Here is an 18965-nt window from a genome sequence, read left to right as displayed (position 1 = left end):
TCGCTGATGTTGGAAAGCCGCAGGTTGTAGATGATATCCAGGACATGGACCAGGTTCCGTGGCGCACTCGACTACTACGCCGCGATGTACGCGGTGTTCGTCGTGGGCATTCTCGTCCCCGTCGTGATGATCACGCTGTCGCTCACCGGATTGCCGGGCGCGGCCACCGCACTGCTCGGAATCGTCTGCGCGGCAGTGCTGTTCGTTCTGTTCGTGCCGTCGGTGCCCGTCGAATGGCGGGACGTGATGCGCGGCAAGCCGATCGTCGTGCGGGTGCTGTGGAGCGTGGCCATCCTCGCAGTCGTGCTCGTGCTCGCCCGGCTGACGCAGTTCATTCTCGACGCGGACAATGTGGACAGTTCGCTGTCGGCGGAGGACGACTTCCTGGTGAAGAAGTCCCATCTGACCGGCTATATCAGCGGCGCTCTTGTCGCCGAGGACGACCCGGCCAACCTGTACAACCGGCATCGGTACGAGTCCCCGCAGGCGGATTCGGTGCTGCCGAGCGTGCTCCCGCAGGATCGCGACGCTTATCTGTACCCGCCGCCGTTCTTGCTGCTACCACGGCTGCTGCTGGTGTTCAGCCACGATTTCGGCACGCTGCGGGCGCTGTATTACTCGTTGTACGTCGCCATGGTGCTGATCGGCATGCTGGGAATCGCCCGCTGGGTGGGCGGTAAGCAGGGCGGCGTGCTCGCCGCGTTGACGCCGGTCGTGTGGCTCAGCCTGCCGACCCTGGCGACCTTGCAGATCGGCAATATCCACGTGCTGATCCTGTATGTCGGCGGTGCGGGCGCCATGGTGCTGTTCCACCTGCGGCGCAACGTATTCGGCGGCGCGGCGCTGGCTTTCGCGATCATCGCCAAGGTGTCACCGGCGATCCTTCTGGTGTATCTGCTCGTACAACGACGCTGGCGACCCGCGGTGTGGACCGCGGCGTTCGGCGGAATCTATTCGCTCGCGACACTACTCATCTTCGGACGTGAGCCGTGGCGGCACTTCCTGTCCGACGGCACCTGGCAAAAGTTGGCCAGCGGGGAGTTCCACGAGTTCGTCCTCGTGGAACGGGCTAATCAGCTGGTCAACTACTCGCCCTACGGGCTGCCGTACAAGGCGAACATCATGGGCTGGGATATCGGCGATCCCACCGGACCCGCCCGGCTTGTCACCAACATCTACACGCTGCTGCTGGTGGTCCTGGTCGCGGTCACCGCGGTGCGGATCCACCGGCGGCTGCGGGCCGGAGCGGAGGGTGCGAGGTTCCGGGCCGAGAACCTCGCCATCTGGCTGGCGGTGCTCACGCTGGCCTCGTTCCGGGCGCCGTTCGGGCCGTGGGTGTACATCGCGGTCGGCGCGGTGTGGATGTTCGCGGTATACGCCGGTTTGATGCGGGGGAGTAAACGCGATATCGCGCTGCTCACCGTGGCCTGGCTCGTTGTCGCGGTCTACAACGAGAACGTGTACTTCACGCTGCTCGCGCAGACGATCATCTACGTCGCCTGCTTCGCGGTGGCCTGGCGGGCGAGCGGCGGCACCGAGGCCGAGGAAGTCCCCGGCGTCGACGCGGCGAAGCCCGAACCGGTCGGTGCGGCATGAAACCCTATTGTGTGATCGGCGCCGGTGCGGCCGGACTGGCGACGGCTCGGGTGTTCGCCGCGCGCGGAATCGCGTTCGAGGTGCTGGAGGCGACGGATGGGATCGGCGGGATCTGGGACGCGCGCCGCTCGGATTCGCCGGTCACCCGCAATACCCATGTGATCGCTTCCAAAGGGGTGCAGGCATTTCCGGGCTTTCCGATGCCGGAGGACTATCCGGACTATCCCGGACATGAGCTGGTCCTGCGCTATCTGCAGAACTACGCCGACGCCAATGAACTCGCACCGCATATCCGATTGAACACCGAGGTGCGGCGGGTCGAGCCCGCCGCGGACGGACCGGACGCCGGATGGGAGGTGACCCTCGGCGACGGCACCCGGAAGTCGTACACGGGCGTGGTCATCGCCACCGGGCACGACCGGACCCCGCGTCGTATCGACTTCCCGGGCAACAGCACAGTGCCCGTGCTGCATTCGAGCGAATACCGGCATCCGGAGCAGATCATCGGCAAGCGCGTCCTGGTGGTGGGCGCGGGGCAGTCGGCGGCCGACATCCTGTCCGACTGCGCGGTGAACGCGGCGCTGACCCTGCACAGCAGTCGGCGTGGTTTCTACTGCATGCCGAAGTATCTGCTCGGGCGGCCCACGGACAGCATGCTGCAGGGACGCATGTGGCGGCCCATGCGCAAGCGGGCCTTCCAAACGCTGTTCTCCTACCTGCGCCGCCGATCCCGGTCGTTCGGGCTGCCGGTACCCGATTTCGACAACGGCATCGTCATTCCGATGCTGGGCGATCAGCTGCACCACTACTACACGCACGGCGACATCACGCCGAAACCCGATATCGCCTCGATCGAGGACGACCGAGTGACCTTTGCCGACGGCAGCGAGGAAAAGGTCGACATGGTCATCCTGGCAACGGGTTTCGTGCCCAACTATCCGGTGGTCGACCGCGCCCACCTCAACTGGGACGAGGGGTCGCTGCGGCCGGGGCTGTACCTCAACATCTTTCCGCCTGGCGCGCCCGGCCTGTTCGTTGTCGGGATGGTGCGACCGATCGGTTCCCATTGGGATGTCTACGCGCACCAGGCCGAACTCGTCGCCGACTATGTGCGGGCGAAAGCGGCCGGGGCGCACCGGATCGAGCGATTCGTCCGCGCTACCCACGGTGCGCAACCCGATCTGTATGCCGGACTGCGTCTTTACCACGCGGAGCAGTACCCGCTCGTGGTGGAGAAACAGGATTACGTGAACCAGCTGCGCAAGCACGCGAAGCTGTTGAAGTGAAAGGGCCTTCCATGAAAGCACCCGGTCCAGGACTGGTCGAAACCGGCCGCATGCTGCCGAAACTGGCGAAGAACCCACTGGCGACGGTGGGCAGTCTGCTCGACGGCTACGGCGACGTGGTCCGGGTGAAGGCCGGGCCGATGCTGGTCTACCTGGTCGCGGACCCGGCGATGACCGAATACGTGCTCAAGGACAACTACACCAACTATCGCAAGAGCCCGATCTACGACGAGTTCAGTATCCTGCTCGGCGAGGGCCAGCTGACCACCAACAACCTGGACTATTGGCGCAAGCAGCGCAAGCTGATCAGCCCGGCGTTCTCCCATACGCACGTCAAGGGATTCGCCGACGATATCACCGACAGCGCGGCGGCCATGCTGGATCGCTGGGATGCCGCGGCGGGCGAATACCGCGACATCTACGACGACTACGTCAAGCTGCTGCTCGCGGTCACCGGACGCATTCTGTTCAGCATCGACTTGTCCACGGACACAACACAAGTCACCGATGCGATGCGGGCCGCCTTCGCGTTCATCATGAAGCGGGTCAACGCCCCGGTGAAGCTGCCGCAATCGTTCCCGACGCCGGAAGCGCGGCGGGTCGCCCACAAGGTAGGCGAACTCGACGACGTCGTGCGGCACCTCATCGCGGAACGCAGGAGCGGCGGCGACACCTCGGACGTGCTCACCGCGCTGGTCCGCGCCCGCGACGAGGGCGGGCTGGGCATGCGGGAGGAAGACCTGCTCAACGAGATCAAGACGCTGCTCGTGGCGGGGCACGAGTCACCGGCCAATGCGCTGTCATGGGCGTGCTATCTGCTGGCCGCGCACCCGGAGATCCAGGAACGCCTCGCGGGCGAGGTCCGCGACGTGCTCGGCGACCGTGCCCCGACCTTCGCCGACCTCGGACAGCTCGGCTACTGCCGGATGGTCATCGAGGAGACGATGCGGCTGTACCCGCCCGCGTGGATCGTCGAACGCACGCCGATCGCCGACGACGAGATCGGCGGGTATCACGTACCGGCGGGCGCCCGGGTCACGTTGTGCATGTATTACATTCACCGCGACAAGCGGTTGTGGGACGACCCGGCGGAGTTCCGGCCCGAGCGCTTCGCCGACAAGGACGTGGCCGAACGTCACAAGTTCGCGTTCTTTCCGTTCTCCGGCGGCCCGCGCATCTGCCTCGGCAAGGACATGTCCATGACCGAGATGGTGCTGATCCTGGCCATGACCGTGCAACGCTTCCGGCTCGAGCTGGACAGCGCGCACCCGGTGGTGCCGCTGGCGTCGGTGAACCTGCGCCCGGAGTTCGGCATTCGGATCCGACCCGTGCGCAGGGCTACCCAGCCGGCACTGGCCTGACGGCGGTCGTGGTCAGCCGAGCAGCTCGCGGCCGAGCGTCAGCAGTTCGGCCGTGGAGAGAACCTCCTCGTCCGCCGAGATGTGCGGCGGGCGGGCGAGGAGCGCAGGCTCGGTACTGTCCGGGAGCTCGCGAGCCCCGGTTGCCGGTGGCGCCGCGGGATGGTTCGTCGCCTCGAGACGGGCGGACAGTTCGGCGGCGAGCAGTTCGACGGTGGGGTGGCCCCAGATGATCGCCGCGGGGACGGTGATGCCGAGGCGGGCGCTGAGACGGGAGCTGAGTTCGACGGCGTGTACCGAACCGACACCCAGCTGATCGAAGTTCCGGGTGCGGTGGATGCCGTCGGACTCGACACCGATGACCTCGGCCAGTTCCCCCGCCACCGTATCCCTCAGCGCGACGACGCCGACCGGATGACTCCACACGTGCGTCGAATCGCCCGCTACCGCAGTGTTTTCGGAGTGATCGTCGCGCACCGGCTCGGTCTCCGCAGGGATGGCCCAATGGCGTTGCCGCTGAAACGGATACGTTGGCAGCGACACCACCCGGCCTGGTGGGTTGACCGCGGACCAATCCGGGTCGACACCGCGTTCGAACAGCGCGCCGACCGCTTGCAGCAGTCCGCGGCGCGGCACCGTACCCGGTCGCAGGGCTGCGGCAACCATCAAGGCCGAAGCTTGGGATGGGTCCTCCATCTCGGTCGGCGCGGTGTCGCGGAGCGTCTCGTGCAGGAAGCTCCTCACCTCTGCCACCGTGCTCGCTACCAGCGAAAGACGATGCGCGAAAGGAGTTCTCGTGCGGCAGAGCGTGTGCGCGAGATCGTCGAGCGAGATGCCGGGGTGGCTGGAGAGGTGGTCGTGGAGGCGGCGAACCTGCTCGCGCAGTGCGGGTTCGGTGCGTGCGGACAATACGATCAAACGCTCTGCGGAGCGTAGCTCCGTATCGGTCGGGGTCGCGCCAGTATTCGGCTCCGGGCCATCCGCGATCTCGGGCGGGGCTTCTTCTACGATCGCGTGCGCGTTGGAGCCGCCGAAGCCGAAGGCGCTCACCCCGGCGCGGGCCGGTACGTCCCGTTCGGGCCACGGCAGCAGGGTGTTCGCGACCTGAACGCCCGCTCCGGCGAGGTCGAGATCCGTTGCGGCATGGTCGAAATGCAGGCTGCGCGGGATCTGGCGATGCCGTAGCGCGAGTGCGACCTTGAGCAGTCCGGCCATCCCGGCGGCCGCCTCGGTGTGCCCGATATTCGTCTTGACGGAACCGACGGTCAGTGGGGTGCCACCGCTCCTGGCCGCACCGTAGACGGTACCCAAAGCGGTCAACTCGGCGCGGTCGCCAACGGCGGTGCCGGTGCCGTGGGCTTCGACATAGTCGACGGTCGACGGGTCCACGCCCGCACGGGCGCAGGCGCGCCGCAGCAATTGTTCCTGCCCGGCGGCGCTGCTGGCGGGCATGCTGTACTTACCCACCCCACCACCGGCTGCGCCGGCGGCCATCCCCTTGTGGTGGTGGCCGTTGTTGTTGGTGGCGCTGCCCAGCACGGTGCAGTAGATGCGGTCGCCGTCGCGCAATGCGGCGGTCAGCGGTTTCAGTACGACCACCGCGCCGCCTTCGCCGCGCACATAACCGTCGGCCGTGGCGTCGAAGGCGCGAGAGCGGCCGCCCGGGGAGAGCACACCGAGCTTGGACAGGCCGATCGCGGTGTCGGGGATGAGATTCAGCTGGACACCACCTGCTATCGCGACCGCGCTTTCGCCCGCGCGCAGCGCCTGGCAGGCCAGGTGAACCGCGACCAGCGAACCCGCACAGGAGGCGTTGACCGTCATGCTCGGCCCGTCGAAACCGAGGAAATACGACACCCGGTTCGCGATGACGCCCTCCACGTCGCCGGTGCTGGTGAAGGGTGTCGTGGCGGCGGGGCCGCGACTCAACTTCACCGCCCGATAGTCGTTGAACTTGTTGGCGAAATACACGCCGGTGTCGGGAACGGTGTCGGGTCGAATTCCCGCGTCCTCGAATGCCTCCCATGACAATTCCAACGCGAGCCGCTGCTGCGGGTCCATATCGGCGGCCTCGCGCGGGGTGATCCCGAAGAACTCGGCATCGAACAACTCGACATCGGGCAGGTAGGCGCCCGCGATCGAGACGGTTTTGCCCGGGGCGCCGCGCTCGGCGTCGTAGTAATTTCCTGCCGGCCACCGGCCTGCCGGTGGCGCGTCCGCCACTGCGTCTACCTCGTCGATCAGCAAGCGCCACAGGGCTTCCGGTGAATCAGCGCCGCCCGCGAATCGGCAGCTCATGCCTACCACGGCGATCGATTGCACGCTCGGTGCGCCCGTCGCCTGCTCGAGGTCGGCGCGCCGCCGCGGCTTCTTCCGTTTCACGTTACCTACTCACCCGCCCGGATTCCGCCCGATCGGGTGTCCCGCGGACATGTCCCTTCCGGTGAATCCGCCGATCTTGTTGTGGGGTAAAGGGATATGGACGAAACTCTACCTGTGCTGTTTTCCAAACGCCCCGTTTTCGCTCGGGTGGCCGCCGCACTGGGAGGCGAGGCACGACGTCGTGAACTGATTCGCTTCGCTTCCGTGGGTGCCGCCGCGTTCACGCTCGACACCGCCGTCTTTCTGACCCTCAAAAGCACTGTGCTCGAGGCACAGCCGATCATCGCGAAGGTGCTGGCGGTGCTCGCGGCGATCACGCTGTCCTACATCCTGAACAAGCAATGGTCCTTCGCCGCGCGCGGCGGGCGGCGCGGCCACCACGAGGCAGCGCTGTTCTATCTGGTCAGCTTCCTCGCCATCGCTGTCAACACCGCGCCACTGTGGGTGTCGCGCTACATGCTCCACCTCGAGGTGCCCGAGGTCTCCCGGTTCACCCAGAACGTCGCCGATTTCGTGGCCGCGCAGCTGATCGGTACCGCGCTCGGCATGGTGTTCCGGTTCTGGGCCTTCGTACGGGTGGTGTTCCCGGATCAGGTGGAGCGCGCACCCGAGTAGTCAGGCGTCGACGAAGATATCGAGTTCGAGCGGGCCACCGCCCGGGACAACGCGGTAACGGTCCAGTTCGGTGACGCCGTGCGCGGTGAGCACCTCGTCGTCGAGGAACAAATTGCCCGTCATCTCCGCCGCCCCCGAACAGAGCACGAGATGCGCTGCGTCGGCACAGATTTCGGGGGTACGAGACTTCGCGATCGCCGCCTCGCCGCCGAGCAGATTACGCACGGCCGCGGTGGCGACGGTGGTCCGCGGCCACAGCGAGTTGACGGCGATGCCATCGTCACGCAATTCCTCGGCGAGCCCCAGTGTCGTCAGGCTCATCCCGTACTTGGAGACCAGGTAGGCCAACGACGAGCCCGTCCATGCCGGGTTGAGGTTGAGCGGCGGGGAGAGCGTGAGGATGTGCGGGTTGCGCCCTGCGGCCGCCGACGCCCGCAGGTGCGGAATGGCGAGTTTGGACAGCAGGTACGCGGCGCGGGCGTTCACGCCTTGCATCTGGTCGTACATCTTCATCGTCATGGCGTCGGTGGGCGTCAGGTCGATCGCCGAGGCGTTGTTCACCACGATGTCGATGCCGCCGAACCGGTCGACCGTCTGCCGCACAACCGCCGCCATGGTGTCGTCGTCGCGGACATCGCCGACGAACGGGAGAACCCGGGCGCCTGCGGCTTCGATTTCGGCTGCGGCGGTGTGAATGGTGCCGGGCAGTTTCGGGTGCGGCTGATCGGTTCTGGCGAGCAGCGTGATGTTCGCGCCGTCGGCGGCGGCGCGCAGTGCGATGGCCCGGCCGATGCCGCGGCTGCCGCCCGTCACGATCATGGTCTTGCCCGCCAGCGACGGGGATTCCGGTTTCGTCATGGTCGTCGTGCTCCCGCTCCTGTGCTCGTCCCCGCGTCGACCGGAGGCGACCTCTGTGTACGAGGGGTCGCCTCCGGTCGACGCTCGTGGTTACTTGACGCTGATGACCTTGTCCGAGGGCTCCTTCGCGTACAGCGACGCGATTGCCTCCGCGTACTTGGTCGCGATCGGGGCGCGCCTGAGCGACATCTTCGGGGTCAGTTCGTCGCCGCCCGGCTCCCATACCGCGCCGAGGATGGTGAAGCGCTTGATCTGCTCCACTCGCGACAGCTTGCTGTTGCCCGCCTGCACCGCGGCGCGCACTTCTTCCACGATCTCCGGGCGGGCGGCGAGTGTGGCGAGGTCGGCGTCGGTGGCGCCGAGTTCCTTGGCGCGCAGGGCGGCGACGTCGGGGTCGAGCACGATCAGCGCGGCGATATAGGGCTTGGCATCGCCTATCGCGACGGCCTGGCCGATCAGTGAGGAGGCGGCCTTCATCGCGTTCTCGATATTGCTCGGGGCGATGTTCTTGCCCCCCTCGTTGATGATCAGTTCCTTCTTGCGGTCGACGATGCGCAGGTAGCCGTCGGCGTCGATGGTGCCGATGTCACCGCTGTGCAGCCAGCCGTCCGCATCGATCGCTTCGGCAGTCTTCTCCGCCATATTGCGATAGCCGCGGGTGATGATGGGGCCGCGCACCAGGACTTCGCCGTCGGTGTCCAGGCGCAGTTCCATACCGTCGACGGTGCGGCCGACCGAGCCGGGGCGCGGCTTGTCCAACTCGGTGTAGGTGCCGACGCCGGTGGTCTCGGACATGCCCCACACTTCGGTCATCTTGAAGCCGAGGCCGAGGAAGTACTCGAGGGTCTCCGGAGGCACCGGTGCGGCGCCGGAGGCCGCGACCTCCAGCGCGTCCAGGCCGAGTGCGTGCCGCAGCTTCGACAACACCAGCGTCTCGGCCACCTTGTGCTGGACGGTCAGTAGCGCGCCGGGGCCCTTCCCCGCGAGATCGGCTCGGGCAGCGGCGATTCCGGTGTCGATGGCCCAGTTGGCGAGCGCCTTCTTGGCCGCGCTCGGCTCGGTGGCGAGCTTGTTCTCGATGCCCGTCTTGATCTTCTGCCACACCCGTGGCACGCCGAAGAACGTGGTCGGGCGGGCGTCGGGCAGTGCGGCGGCCACCTCGCGCGGGTCGGTGACGGTGGTGATCTGGATGCCGGTGGTCAGGTTGAGGCCATGGGCGGAGATGCGGTCGGCAACGTGCGCGGCGGGTAGGTAGGACACCGTACGGTCGGCGAATCCGACCGGCAGCGGACCCTTGACCAGCGCGATGATCTGGGCGAGCACATTGCGGTGGGTGATCTCCACGCCCTTGGAGGGACCGGTGGTGCCCGACGTGTAGATAAGGGTGGCCAGGTCGTCGGCGGTGACCGCGCGCCAGGCCGCGTCGAAATCGAAGTCGTCGAGCGGGTTCGCCTCGACCTCCTCGAGCGTGATGGCGCCGGTGGCCGGGCCGTCGACGACGACGGTGTGCGCGAGGTCCACGCCTGCGCCGGTCACCGCACCGAGGAACATCTGTTCTGTCACAACGACTTTGTTGGCCGCGTTGGTGAACACGTGCGCGATCTGGTCGGATGAACTGGTGTTGTAGACCGAGAACGGGGTTGCGCCCAGATGCAGTGCGGCGGTGTCGACCAGATTGAACTCGGGGCGGTTGGTGAGCATGATGCCGACGGTGTCACCGTGTCCGACGCCGAGCCGGGCCAGGCCCGCGGCGATCGACTTCACGCGTTCGCCGTACTCGCGCCAGGTGATCTGCTGGGTGCCGCCGACAGTCCGCAACGCGACCTGCTCGGGCCGCAACGTCAGGGTCTCCTGAAACGCCTCGGGCACGGTGTAGACCGTTTTGCCCGATTCGTGCGTGTATCCGATTTCTGTTGTCGTCATATCCCTGTTCCCGATATCTCTGGCATGAACCGAACGTCGCGGCGTTCGTACACGTCCGGTCCGAGACTCGATGCCGACAGAATGCGGTGGTGCCTCTGCCTGCTTCTCACGAGTCTGCGCGCCAAGAGTGGCGCGGCTCACTCATGGTAGCCAGATCCACGGTTGGTGAGGTGTCTTACATGTGAACCCATTTCGGCTCGCTGGGCAGCTCGGGCTTCACGCATCCGCACCGACGCCGACCACCGCGACCTGTAGACCAGTGCCGTCGTGATCGCAGCCGCCGCCCGGCCATCGCGAGCGTCCGACCAGCCATCGCGAGAACCACTGCGACACAGTGTCGTCCGGGACAGCGGCGCGGCGCGTGGCGCCGCTGTCGCCGACGGGTTGCGCTTACAGCGGATGTGGGAATTGCCGCAACGGCGAGCCTCGAGACCTGAAAGACTCGGCAGCACCCGGGGATTCGGGGTAGCGACGGCGGGGGCGACCACAGGCTCGGACATGTGGATGGTGGCTCGGTTCTCCGGGGGCGATACGCAATATCTGAAGGGAACTACATGTCCACAGCAAGCGTCATACGCCCGCTGGCGCCGAGCGAACAGATGTTCGCCTTCGGTGAGGTCTTCGTCGGCTACTCGACTCGGGTGTCCGGCCGATTGGACCTGAGCGCGTTGTCGACGGCATTCGACGCCGTCGTTCGCGCCTATCCCATTCTGGGCGCTCGTCTCGAAGCCACCGGGACCGGCGGGCATGTCCTGGTGGCTTCGCCGGGGGCTGCGCCGGAAATCTCGGTGGTCGACGGTGATCCGGAGCAGCTGCTCGCGGGCGCGAAGTTCGATCAGAGCGTAGCGGTCGGTGCGCTGTGTGTGGTCCGCGACGGCGACACCGCGAGCGTCACGCTGGTGATCCATCACAGTGTGGCAGATGCGTACCACTCCCTCGCCATCCTCGGCGATCTGTGGTCGTTCTATCGTGCTGCCGCAGAGGGCCGTCCACTGGTGGCGGAGGTCCATCCCTATCCGGATCCGGTGGAGGTGCTGCTGGCCGCCCGTGGCATCGAGAAGTTCCCGACTCCGGCTGCGGCCGCACCGGCTCCGCAGTCCGCGGCAATCCCCGCCGCGCCCGCACCGGACGACATCGCCCCGGGATATCCGATGCCCCAGACGACGCGATGCCGTCTGAGTGAGGAGGCGACGGCGCGGCTGGTCGATCTCGGGCACCGCGAACAGGTGACGATGCACGGGCTGGTGTCCGCGGCGATCCTGCTGATGGAGGCAGAGGTTCGGGCACTGCCGCTGACCGAGCTCATGTACTTGTACTCCGTCGATCTACGCGCCAGGGTCAGCCCGCCGATCGGCTTGACCGACGGCACCGACGTGCTGGGATTCGCGAACTATGTCCCGAGCGCGGAAGCGGGGACAACCCTGATCGGCCTGGCCCGCGGTGTCTGCGATACCTTGCGGGGCGCCGTGGCCTCGGGGTTCGTGCAGCAGACGCCCCTGCAGATCCCCGATGTGGCGGCGGCGGGTCCACCCAAGATTCCGGGGATGGTGGTGGCGACGAACTGGGGCCGGGTGCCGCAACTGCCCTCGCAGAAGGATCTGCGTATCGACGACTTCCGCTCGATCTTCATCGCGAAGCCGGACCGAACCGGGCGCAGGCCCGCGGCCAACACCTGCGTCATCAGCACCTACGACGGCCGGTTGAGCATCGAAATCCACCATCAGCCGCAGACCGCCGCACAGGAGCAGCGTCGCATCGAACTGCTCACGGCGACACTGCATTCCGCGGTCGAAATCCGCTCCCCGCAGTGACTCTGCGCGAGTAACGCGGCCCGGGTTCGACGTCGAAGGACGCGAACCCGGGCCGATGCCGGATGGCGGCCGAACTAGAGCCCGCATGCCTCCCCGATCCGGGTTTCTGGTCGGCATCGGAAATATTCGGCAGCGGCACTTGGGCTGTGGGTCGTGTGCAAATCGTAGAAGGCAGGGGGGTACCCGAGAAATGCCCAGGTCGGCGGTGGTAGAGGCTTTATCGGTCAGGAATCGAGAAGCGCCGGTCATCGGGCCGGAACTAGCGTTATCGCCATGAACAGCACCATTGATCAGACCACCATCGACGCCGTCATCCTCGAGGTTACCGACCCGGCGGCTGCCGCCAACTTCTACGACGCCGCGTTCGGTCTCGGCGACAAAGTTCGATTCCGCGCCTCGGAGACGCTGACGACCGGCTTCCGTGGCTTCATCCTGTCGCTCGTGGTGTCCCAGCCGAGTACCGTCGACAGCCTCATCGGCACCGCCCTCGAGGCAGGAGCGACGACGCTGAAGCCGGCCAAGAAGAGCTTCTGGGGGTATGGCGGCGTCGTTCAGGCACCCGACGGGGCGATTTGGAAGATCGCGACGTCGGCGAAGAAGGACACCGGGCCTGCCACCCGGGAGATCGACGATTTCGTCGTGCTCTTCGGGGTGGACAACGTCAAGGCGACCAAGCAGTTCTACGTCGACCGCGGCTTGGTTGTCGGGAAGAGCTTCGGCAGCAAGTACGTAGAGTTCGACACCCCGCCGTCGTCGGTCAAACTGGCGCTCTACGGGCGCCGTGCCGCCGCCAAGGATGCGGGCGTCTCCCCGGAGGGCTCCGGGTCGCACCGCATCGTCATCGGCAGCGGTCTCGGGTCGTTCACCGACCCGGACGGGTTCGAGTGGGAAGCCACCCCGGCCTGAGCCGATTGGGTTGGGGCCGAGCGGCGTCTGCTGGCTTGAAGCGCAGGCTGCATCGGGGCCGCCACGTCTCGGCGATCAACGCTCAACAAAATGCATAGCCGGGATTCGCGGACCCGCAACAGCATCGCGCGATGACGAAAGAAGACCGCCGCCGAGTGCTTACGGTGGGTGAACAGCAGTACCTGTGGAAGATCTACGAAAATGGAGTCAGTGCGATTCGTCGGCGAGTCCCGCGCTGGTAGTGGTCGCGAAGTCGATTCGACGGCGTGCGTTGGACAGCGTGGTCACCACGCAAGTGCCGACGGGGCCGGTGCGGTCGTAGAGGGTGGCGCTTCCGATGGAGATGCCGTCGGCGGCGATGGTGTTGTCGGCGCGAAGGCCGAGTTCGTAGCCGATCGGGAGGCGCGAGAGGGCCACGGTGACGTCGGCGTTGATGTAGCCGGCGCCTTCGGATCCCCAGTGGCACACGTGGTTCGTCGCGTCGCCGAGGATCGCGGCGCGCTGGAACGGGGTGATCGGCTCATCGGCCACCAGCGGCGGCAGGCTGTGCCAGGAGACCTTGCGCTCGGCGTTCTGATTCGCCGCGAAATCGGAAGTCCATTCGCGCTCACCGCTTTTGAACAGTGGCGGCGAGCCCTCCGGCAGCACGCAGCCCTGCGGAGGCATCGGCAGGTCTTCGGCCGAACTCCACACCCGCCCGGGAGGCTCGTCGCCGGTGATCAGGTACACCGCTGAGGCCCGAGCTCGTTCCTGGCCGTCTTGCACCATGGCGGCGTCGACGACCGCGATCCGCGAACCCCGGCGGACCACCCTGCTACGCATGTCGAACGCCGCATTGGCGACCGGCTGGTGCAGGTCCACAGTGAGTCGCGCTGGAACGAATCCGTCGGGGCAGTGGGTCTCGATCTCGCGGGCGAGTAGACCACAGACACCTGTTCCGCTCAGCTTGTCCGGTGCCCATGGACTGACCGCGAGCTTCTCGGCTACGAGCTGGTCATTCTGTCTGACGAAGAAACTCACCATCCGCGTTGATTCCCCTCTCGGACCGTTTGGTCGAACAGAAGTGGAACACGTTACAGGTTGAATGCCCACCGGAAGTGGAATGGTCACCACCAGCCTGTCTTGGCCGACATGCCGGGTAGACGTCTCGTTGAACCGAATCTTTGCTGGCCCCAGATCGTTTGAGCGGATGCGCTATCGACCGCCGTAGCACCGGTGCTCATGGTGTGGGGTCGGGCGCTCCTACGGCGTAGTCGGCGAGGTCGTCGGCCATTCGCTGCATCACACGGGGGAGGGCGAAGGGCACGATCCAGCCGATGCCGGGGCGCATGATGATCTGGCACGCATCCTTGCGATTCTGGCGGCTCCAGCGGGTGTCCGGCTGCATGTGAGCGCGCGTGAAACGGTCTAGACGGCCAGTGGGGGTGATCCCGCGGAGGGTTGGTCAGGTGGTTCGTAGGTTCGCCAGGCCTCGGCCAAGCGTCGTGCGGCCTCGCGCAGGTTGTCGGGGTCGGCGACGAAGCTGATGCGGAAGTGATCGATACTGCCGCCGGAGGCGTCGAGACCGGCGCCGGGCAGGATCGCGACACCATGTCGCAGGGCGCGTTGGGCGAACGAGGTGCCATCCCCGCGGGGCAGGCGGATCCACAGTGTCTGGCCGCCGGACACTGTGGGAACCTCCCATTCCGGTAGGCGCTCGGTCAGCTCGGTCACCAGGATGTCGTGGCTCTCCTTGCGCTGCTGTGTGATTCGTTCACGCAGCGCGTCCAGATCACGAAGCAGCCAGGCAGCGGCCAACTGAGCGGGGATGTTGCCGCCGAGATCGTGCACAGCGCGTAGCCGAGCCAACCGGGCGATGACCGGGGTCGGTGCGCGCACCCAGCCGACACGCAGGCCGCCCCAGACGATCTTGCTGAGCGAACCGATGGATATCACGGACTCGTCGTGGGCAGCCAACGGCGCTGGTGGCGGATCAGTTCCCGGAAATCCGAGTTCCGTCAGCACCTCGTCATCGATCAGCGGCACCCCGGCTGTTCTCGCGGACTCGACGAGTGTCCGCCGCGCCAGCGCGGGAAGCACCGCGCCCGTGGGGTTCTGGTAGGTCGCCACGACGTAGGCGAGCGCCGCAGTGGTCACCGCGCCGAGGCCTACCGGACCTGTTCGCGGCACCGCCGCGACCGCCCGAAACGCCTCCAGCGCGCCGGGATAGGTCGGGGCCTCCACCAGAACCCGGTCGCCAGGCCGGAGCAGTGCGTGGGCGAGCAACGACAGCGCCTGCTGTCCGCCGCCGGTGACCAATATCTGCTCCGGATCGGTCGGCACGCCACGTGCCAGATACCGATCGGCAATCATGGTGCGCAACAGTGGATGTCCGATCGGCCGATAACCGATGTCGCCGTCGACCGCGGCGAGTTCGGGCAGGATGCGCTGATACGCCTCAGCGACCTCGGGCGGCGGTGTCGCAGGTGCGGCGCAGGCGAGAGCGATGACATCGGCCTCCGGCTCGAGCAACTGCAGAAAGGCCGGAGAATGAGTGGTCTCCCGGGCCGGGAGCGCTGCGGGTCCCGCGACCTCGGTGCCGCTGCCCTGTCTGCGCACCACCCGACCCTCCATACTGAGCAGGTCGTAGGCCGCCACGACCGTGCTGCGCCCCACCGCAAGTGCTTTCGCAAGCCTGCGGTCCGGCGGCAATCGCATGCCCGACCGCAGCTCACCGTCATCGATCAACGTCCGCAATCGCCCGGCCAGCAGCAGATACAACGGCCCGCGGTCGGCGGACCACCGACCGAGCCGGTCGGCGAGTTCAATTGGCTCCATACGCAAACCATTCTGCCTCGATTGGCTCTAGGACCACGACCATGCCGCCGTGAGGATGAACCCATGAACAAGATCTCCGTCACCGATGTCGTCGACGACCTGGTCGGACCATGGCAACCGCGGGACCTGGCCACGGTCAACGACGCCGTGGTGCGCATCGCCCGTTTCCACGGTGCGTTCCCCTGGCACCACCACGAGGAGGACGAGCTGTTCCTGTGCTGGAGCGGAACCTTCCGCATCGAATTGCAAGACGGCGAGTCGGTGACGCTCGGTCCCGGCGAAATCTTCGTCGTTCCCCGCGGAGTCGAGCATCGGCCGGTTGCCGAGGAACCGGCGCACGGCATCATGATCGAGCGGCCCGAAACAAAGCAATACGGCAACTGAATACTACGGGCGGCTGCGTACGGCCATGCGTGCGTCGGGCCCGGGCAGAGGTGAGGGCCCGACGCACGTTCCTCTCACAGATCCGGGCGGACCAGGATTTGGATGTGGGCGTCCGGGTTGCGGAGGGATTCGATGGCGGCGGGTATGTCGTCGAGGCCTACCTCGGCGGTGATGAGGGAGGCGGCGTCGATGGTGCCGTCGGCGATGCGGCCTCGCGCCAGACTTCGATCGGATCGGAAACCGCCGGGTCGACGACGCGGTGCGCACCGAGTCGTAAGGCCGTGTCGCGCCGCAGTTTCGACGGATCCGAGGCGACGATGGGTGCGACGCCGCGTTCGGCGAGCGCGGCCACCGCGCCCAAACCGACGGGGCCGCAACCGATCACGATGCCCGATCCGGACGGTCCGATCCCGGTGCGCGCCACGTTGCCGAAGCCGACGGCGAGCGGCTCGGTCAGCGCGGCGACTTGCGGCGGCACGTGCTCGGGGATCGGTTCGAGGGCCATGGCCTGCAAGACCATTCGCTCGCCGTAACCGCCGGGGAACTCGTTGGAGAACCCGACACCGTGGATCTGTCCCGCGTGGTCGACCGCCCACGGCAGGGCGACCACGAGCTGTCCGGGCTCGTGCGGCGTGTTCGGCCCGGCCGAGACGACGCGGGCGGCGATCTCGTGGCCGAGCACCACATCCCGGGTCGGATCGAACTCGAAGGTCGGCACACCGCTGTCCCGTGAGGCCTGGAGGAAGTCGTCGGTGCAATCCAGTGCCTGCTTGTCGGATCCGCAGATCCCGCAAGCCACCGTCTCCACCAGCACCTGGCCGGGACCGGGCACCGGATCGGCCACCTCGTCGACGACCAGGCGGCGATCCCGCATCACCACCGCGCGCATCAGCGGCCCTCCTCGTCGGCGCCGAGTGCGGCGGCCAGCGTCTTCCCGTGTTTGTCGAAGGCGCTCTGGATGCCCGCCTGCAAACCGCCGATCATGCGCTCGCTGTTGGCGTCGGCCCACTCCAAAGACGCGATCCGGTTGCGGTTGGCGCCGGTGAAATGCGGAATCACGTGCTCGGCGAACAGTCGCGCCGAACGTTGAGTCGCCTCCCAGTCCGCCACGTTGAGCCCGAGCAGCAGGAAGGTCCCGAAGCCGCCGGACTGCTCGGTCAGCTTCTCGATGGTGGCGATGGCGTCGTCCGGAGTGCCGATGGTGGCGCGGCCGAAGGCCGGGAACCCCTCACCGACCCACTGCCGCACGGCATCTCGCGGCGACTGCCCCCACGGCGCGGTCCGGCCGCTGAGCTTTTCGATGTAGTCGACCAGGTGCCCGACGCCCCACTCGGCGTCCCGCATCGCCTGCTCCCGCGTCTCCGCGAGATGCATCGGGGCGACCAGCCGCCATCGCGATCGGTCCACGGTGTGCCCGTGCTCGAGCAGGGTCTTCTCGTAGACCTTCCAGTTCGGCACCAGCGCCTCGTAGCCGCTGGGATCCGAGGCGGCCAGCGAAAGCAGCCCGGCGCCGTGCCGACCGGCCAGCACCGCACCGGAAGGCGAAATGGTCGACGCCACAGCCATTTCCATGCCGCCGGGCTGGTAGGGCAGCAGCTGCAGCCGTGCCTCGCCGAGCCGGTACCAGTCGGTCTCGGCGGTCACCGTCTCCCCGCGCAGCAGCCGCACGAGCACGGCCATGGACTCGTGCATCATGTCCCGCTGCCGCACCGGATCGATCCCGAGCATGGCCGCGTCGGTGGCCAGCTGGCCGGGACCGACGCCCATCATGGTGCGGCCCATGGTGAGGTGATCGAGCAGGCAGAGCCGGTCGGCGAGCATCAGCGGCTGGTGATAGGGCAGCGAGTTCACGCCGGTGCCGAGCCGGATGCGGCTGGTGCGCTGCGCCGCGGCCGCGAGGAAAACCTCGGGAGCCGCGATGATCTCCAGCCCGGCCGAATGATGTTCGCCGACCCAGGCTTCCGCGTAACCGAGCCGGTCGGCCAGCTCCACCAACTCCAGATCGCGCTGTAGTTGCAGCGTGGGATTGCCGGTCAGCGGGTGGTACGGGGCGAGGAAGAAGCCGAACCGGGAGGGTCCGGACGAGGCGGTGTCGCTCAATTCAGTTGTCCTGACTTCGGGTTCGCGCGAGTCAGCGCGACCAGTCGTGTCCCCAGTAGCTGTCCGCGGTGATCTCCTCCGCGGTGTAGGTGGATTCATCCACCAGCAGCCCCTCGGTGCCGTATTCCAGATCCCAGCCGCCGGGCGTGCGGACATAGAAGGAGATCATCTTGTCGTTGGTGTGCCTGCCCAGCGTGGAGGACAGGTGGTAGCCGGCCTTGCCGACCCGGTCCAGCGCGCGGCCCACATCGTCGAGCGCGTCGACCTCGACCATGATGTGCACCAGTCCGGAGCCCTCCTTCCCGCCGGAAGGGATCAGCGCCAGACTGTGGTGGCGCTGGTTGACGCCGAGGAACCGCACCCGCATCGGTCCGTACTCCGGCGGGGTCGGCAGCCGGAACGCGCCGCGCGGCAGGAAGCCGAGCACGTCGGTGTAGAAGCGGAACGCGACGTCCAGATCCGGCACCGGCAGCACCACGTGCCCGAGGCCGAGACCCTCTGTGACGAAACGGTTTCCGTGCTGGGTGACCACCGGACTGTGGTCGAGCACCGGACCGTGGAACACCTCGACGGGCGTGCCCGCCGGGTCGGTGAAGGCGATCGCCTCCTCGACGCGACGCGCGTCGGACTCCTCGACCGAGAGCGTGGTGACCTCGATCCCCGCCGCCCGTACCGCGTCTCGCGCGGCGGTCAGCGCGCGATGATCGCGGACCTCCCAGCCGACGGCGAGCACCTTGTCGGTATCGCCCGGCACCAGCACCAAGCGGGCGCCGCGCTCGTCCATCCGCAGGTAGATCGCGTCGGGGTCGGGACCGCTGCCCTCGGCGAAGCCCATCACGTCGAAGGCGAAGGTGCGCCAGGCGTGCGGATCGCTGACGGCGACCTTCACATAGCCGAGCGAGCTGATGACAGCCATGGGGTGGTTCTCC

The 18965-nt window shown here is 67.1% G+C and carries 16 protein-coding genes; 7 read left to right on the top strand and 9 right to left on the bottom strand.

The window, feature by feature from the left end; all coding sequences use genetic code 11:
* Positions 1-30 precede the first annotated feature (30 nt).
* From ABZV58_RS25980 to ABZV58_RS25970, 3 genes are read left to right on the top strand one after another with little or no spacing between them, the layout of a single operon-like run.
* A complete protein-coding gene (locus ABZV58_RS25980) occupies positions 31-1596 on the top strand; it encodes a glycosyltransferase family 87 protein (protein WP_355002767.1) in 1566 nt (521 codons plus the stop codon).
* Entirely contained in the window at positions 1593-2882 is a 1290-nt protein-coding gene (locus tag ABZV58_RS25975; RefSeq protein ID WP_355002766.1) for an NAD(P)-binding domain-containing protein, read from the top strand. Before ABZV58_RS25980 ends, ABZV58_RS25975 begins: the two co-directional genes overlap by 4 nt.
* An 11-nt stretch (positions 2883-2893) precedes the next feature.
* Complete coding sequence (locus ABZV58_RS25970; protein ID WP_355002765.1) at positions 2894-4243, top strand: cytochrome P450; 1350 nt, start codon at positions 2894-2896, stop codon at positions 4241-4243.
* A 12-nt stretch (positions 4244-4255) separates the two neighbouring features.
* Here ABZV58_RS25970 and ABZV58_RS25965 read toward each other — a convergent pair whose 3' ends face one another.
* Complete coding sequence (locus ABZV58_RS25965; RefSeq protein WP_355002764.1) at positions 4256-6622, bottom strand: beta-ketoacyl synthase N-terminal-like domain-containing protein; 2367 nt, start codon at positions 6620-6622, stop codon at positions 4256-4258.
* 204 nt (positions 6623-6826) lie between these two features.
* Here ABZV58_RS25965 and ABZV58_RS25960 point away from each other — a divergent pair, with 204 nt between their 5' ends.
* Positions 6827-7237 (top strand): GtrA family protein, encoded by a 411-nt coding sequence (locus ABZV58_RS25960; RefSeq protein ID WP_355002763.1) that lies wholly within the window; start codon positions 6827-6829, stop codon positions 7235-7237.
* Here the strand turns inward: ABZV58_RS25960 and ABZV58_RS25955 are convergent, their stop codons facing one another.
* Positions 7238-8095: an NAD(P)-dependent oxidoreductase gene (locus ABZV58_RS25955; protein WP_355002762.1), complete on the bottom strand. Its 858-nt coding sequence runs from the start codon at positions 8093-8095 to the stop codon at positions 7238-7240. It abuts the gene before it with no gap.
* A gap of 90 nt (positions 8096-8185) precedes the next feature.
* Positions 8186-10018 carry a long-chain fatty acid--CoA ligase gene (locus ABZV58_RS25950; RefSeq protein WP_355002761.1) on the bottom strand — a complete coding sequence of 611 codons (1833 nt, stop codon included), beginning with the start codon at positions 10016-10018 and terminating at the stop codon, positions 8186-8188.
* A 554-nt stretch (positions 10019-10572) separates the two neighbouring features.
* Between ABZV58_RS25950 and ABZV58_RS25945 the strand changes: the two genes are divergently transcribed.
* Positions 10573-11829 (top strand): hypothetical protein, encoded by a 1257-nt coding sequence (locus tag ABZV58_RS25945; protein ID WP_355002760.1) that lies wholly within the window; start codon positions 10573-10575, stop codon positions 11827-11829.
* Between the two features lie 273 nt (positions 11830-12102).
* The gene (locus tag ABZV58_RS25940) at positions 12103-12735 is read left to right on the top strand and encodes a glyoxalase (protein ID WP_355002759.1); all 633 of its coding nucleotides are present in this window, start codon (positions 12103-12105) and stop codon (positions 12733-12735) included.
* A 207-nt stretch (positions 12736-12942) separates the two neighbouring features.
* Here the strand turns inward: ABZV58_RS25940 and ABZV58_RS25935 are convergent, their stop codons facing one another.
* From ABZV58_RS25935 to ABZV58_RS25925, 3 genes are all read right to left on the bottom strand, one after another.
* The gene (locus ABZV58_RS25935; protein WP_355002758.1) at positions 12943-13758 is read right to left on the bottom strand and encodes an acyl-CoA thioesterase domain-containing protein; all 816 of its coding nucleotides are present in this window, start codon (positions 13756-13758) and stop codon (positions 12943-12945) included.
* Positions 13759-13954: 196 nt separating this feature from the next.
* Complete coding sequence (locus ABZV58_RS25930; protein ID WP_355002757.1) at positions 13955-14122, bottom strand: hypothetical protein; 168 nt, start codon at positions 14120-14122, stop codon at positions 13955-13957.
* Between the two features lie 20 nt (positions 14123-14142).
* The gene (locus tag ABZV58_RS25925; RefSeq protein WP_355002756.1) at positions 14143-15552 is read right to left on the bottom strand and encodes a PLP-dependent aminotransferase family protein; all 1410 of its coding nucleotides are present in this window, start codon (positions 15550-15552) and stop codon (positions 14143-14145) included.
* Between the two features lie 63 nt (positions 15553-15615).
* On the opposite strand from ABZV58_RS25925, the gene ABZV58_RS25920 reads away from it, so the two are divergent.
* Positions 15616-15936 carry a cupin domain-containing protein gene (locus ABZV58_RS25920; protein ID WP_355002755.1) on the top strand — a complete coding sequence of 107 codons (321 nt, stop codon included), beginning with the start codon at positions 15616-15618 and terminating at the stop codon, positions 15934-15936.
* 157 nt (positions 15937-16093) lie between these two features.
* Here the strand turns inward: ABZV58_RS25920 and ABZV58_RS25915 are convergent, their stop codons facing one another.
* From ABZV58_RS25915 to ABZV58_RS25905, 3 genes are read right to left on the bottom strand one after another with little or no spacing between them, the layout of a single operon-like run.
* Positions 16094-16825 carry an alcohol dehydrogenase catalytic domain-containing protein gene (locus tag ABZV58_RS25915; RefSeq protein ID WP_355002754.1) on the bottom strand — a complete coding sequence of 244 codons (732 nt, stop codon included), beginning with the start codon at positions 16823-16825 and terminating at the stop codon, positions 16094-16096.
* Positions 16825-18036 carry an LLM class flavin-dependent oxidoreductase gene (locus ABZV58_RS25910; RefSeq protein ID WP_355002753.1) on the bottom strand — a complete coding sequence of 404 codons (1212 nt, stop codon included), beginning with the start codon at positions 18034-18036 and terminating at the stop codon, positions 16825-16827. The genes ABZV58_RS25915 and ABZV58_RS25910 overlap by 1 nt, the downstream gene beginning before the upstream one ends.
* A gap of 31 nt (positions 18037-18067) precedes the next feature.
* The gene (locus tag ABZV58_RS25905; RefSeq protein WP_355002752.1) at positions 18068-18952 is read right to left on the bottom strand and encodes a VOC family protein; all 885 of its coding nucleotides are present in this window, start codon (positions 18950-18952) and stop codon (positions 18068-18070) included.
* Positions 18953-18965 lie beyond the last annotated feature (13 nt).

This window comes from Nocardia sp. NPDC004654 (genome assembly GCF_040609595.1).
Lineage (GTDB): Bacteria > Actinomycetota > Actinomycetes > Mycobacteriales > Mycobacteriaceae > Nocardia.
Note: the sequence above shows the minus strand (reverse complement) of the source record. Positions and strands in the feature narration are given on the sequence as shown.

What these genes read in the sequence shown, in the direction of transcription:
- ABZV58_RS25980 (WP_355002767.1), top strand. Translation starts at nt 31, where the DNA reads ATGATATCCAGGACATGGACCAGGTTCCGTGGCGCACTCGACTACTAC.
- ABZV58_RS25975 (WP_355002766.1), top strand. Translation starts at nt 1,593, where the DNA reads ATGAAACCCTATTGTGTGATCGGCGCCGGTGCGGCCGGACTGGCGACG.
- ABZV58_RS25970 (WP_355002765.1), top strand. Translation starts at nt 2,894, where the DNA reads ATGAAAGCACCCGGTCCAGGACTGGTCGAAACCGGCCGCATGCTGCCG.
- ABZV58_RS25955 (WP_355002762.1), bottom strand. Translation starts at nt 8,095, where the DNA reads ATGACGAAACCGGAATCCCCGTCGCTGGCGGGCAAGACCATGATCGTG.
- ABZV58_RS25950 (WP_355002761.1), bottom strand. Translation starts at nt 10,018, where the DNA reads ATGACGACAACAGAAATCGGATACACGCACGAATCGGGCAAAACGGTC.
- ABZV58_RS25945 (WP_355002760.1), top strand. Translation starts at nt 10,573, where the DNA reads ATGTCCACAGCAAGCGTCATACGCCCGCTGGCGCCGAGCGAACAGATG.
- ABZV58_RS25940 (WP_355002759.1), top strand. Translation starts at nt 12,103, where the DNA reads ATGAACAGCACCATTGATCAGACCACCATCGACGCCGTCATCCTCGAG.
- ABZV58_RS25935 (WP_355002758.1), bottom strand. Translation starts at nt 13,758, where the DNA reads ATGGTGAGTTTCTTCGTCAGACAGAATGACCAGCTCGTAGCCGAGAAG.
- ABZV58_RS25930 (WP_355002757.1), bottom strand. Translation starts at nt 14,122, where the DNA reads ATGCAGCCGGACACCCGCTGGAGCCGCCAGAATCGCAAGGATGCGTGC.
- ABZV58_RS25925 (WP_355002756.1), bottom strand. Translation starts at nt 15,552, where the DNA reads ATGGAGCCAATTGAACTCGCCGACCGGCTCGGTCGGTGGTCCGCCGAC.
- ABZV58_RS25920 (WP_355002755.1), top strand. Translation starts at nt 15,616, where the DNA reads ATGAACAAGATCTCCGTCACCGATGTCGTCGACGACCTGGTCGGACCA.
- ABZV58_RS25915 (WP_355002754.1), bottom strand. Translation starts at nt 16,825, where the DNA reads ATGCGCGCGGTGGTGATGCGGGATCGCCGCCTGGTCGTCGACGAGGTG.
- ABZV58_RS25905 (WP_355002752.1), bottom strand. Translation starts at nt 18,952, where the DNA reads ATGGCTGTCATCAGCTCGCTCGGCTATGTGAAGGTCGCCGTCAGCGAT.